This window comes from Xanthomonas sp. SHU 199 (genome assembly GCF_000364665.1).
Taxonomy (GTDB): domain Bacteria; phylum Pseudomonadota; class Gammaproteobacteria; order Xanthomonadales; family Xanthomonadaceae; genus Xanthomonas_A; species Xanthomonas_A sontii.
The window spans coordinates 1-1,140 of record NZ_AQOI01000861.1 but is presented as its reverse complement, the minus strand read 5'-3'; the positions used below and the strand labels follow the sequence as shown (position 1 = coordinate 1,140).

General features: G+C 70.8%; 1 protein-coding gene. It reads right to left on the bottom strand.

Annotated elements, in window-relative coordinates:
* On the bottom strand, nt 1-1,025 hold a 1,025-nt coding region (gene waaA / locus D183_RS25860; RefSeq protein WP_039729608.1), incomplete at its 3' end, for a lipid IV(A) 3-deoxy-D-manno-octulosonic acid transferase.
* Nucleotides 1,026-1,140 lie beyond the last annotated feature (115 nt).

Genomic DNA, 1,140 nt, shown 5'->3' with positions numbered 1-1,140 from the left:
CCCCCGCCGATCGGCTGCAGGCTGCCGCCGACGAAGGCCACCTGGGCACACGCATAGAACCCCATCAGCTCGCCCAGCGTATCGATCACGAACACCGCATCCTCGGCGCCCGGCCACTGCTGCTGGCGGCGCGTGGCCACGCGCCAGCCCTGGTCGCGCGCCAGCGCCTCGACCTTGGCGAAGCGCTCCGGATGCCGCGGCGCCCACAGCAGCAGCAGGTCCGGCCACTGCCGGCGCAACTGCCGGTGCATCTCGATCACCGCCGCTTCCTCGCCGTCGTGGGTGCTGGCGGCGATCCACACCGGACGCGTCGCCGGCACGCGCTCGCGGAACGCGGCGACGACCTCCGGCAAGTGCGCAGGCGCAGCAATGTCGAACTTCAGGTTGCCCAGCGCGCGCACCTGCTCGGCACGCGCGCCCAGCGCGACGAAGCGCTCGGCATCCTCCTGCGACTGCGCCGCCACGCAGGTGACGGTGCGCAGCGCACGCCCGATCAACGGCCGCAGCAGCCGGTAGCCGCGCAACGAACGCGCCGACAACCGCGCATTGAGCACATACACGGGAATGCCGCGGTCGCGGCAGCCGAACAGCATGTTCGGCCACAGCTCGGTTTCCAGGATCAGCGCCAGGCTGGGGCGGAAGTGCTGCAGGAAACGGCCGACGCTGCCGGGCACGTCGTAGGGCAGATACACATGATCGAGCGCGTCTCCCCACAGCGCGCGCACCCGCTCCGAACCGGTCGGGGTGATGGTGGTGATCACCCAGCGGATGTCCGGGCGCTGCGCGCGCAGCGCATTGACCACCGGCGCGGCGACGTTGACCTCGCCCACCGAGACCGCATGCAGCCACACCCGCGGCCGCCCGCGCGCCTGCGAATACGAGGCATAGCGCTCGTCCCAGCGCTGGAAGTACTGGCGCACGCGGAAACCGCGCCAGACCAGGTGATATACGGTGACCGGCAGCAGCAGATAGAGCACGGCCGAGTACAGGCCGCGCAGCAGCCGCTCGATGAAATCGTTGCGCATCCGGACAGCATAGCCGGTTGCAAGCAGGCGGCGGCAGACGATCGCCATGCGCGCCGCAGCGCACGCCGACGCGGTCATGCGCGCGCCCGGCTAAACTTGGCGCATGTCTGCCGCC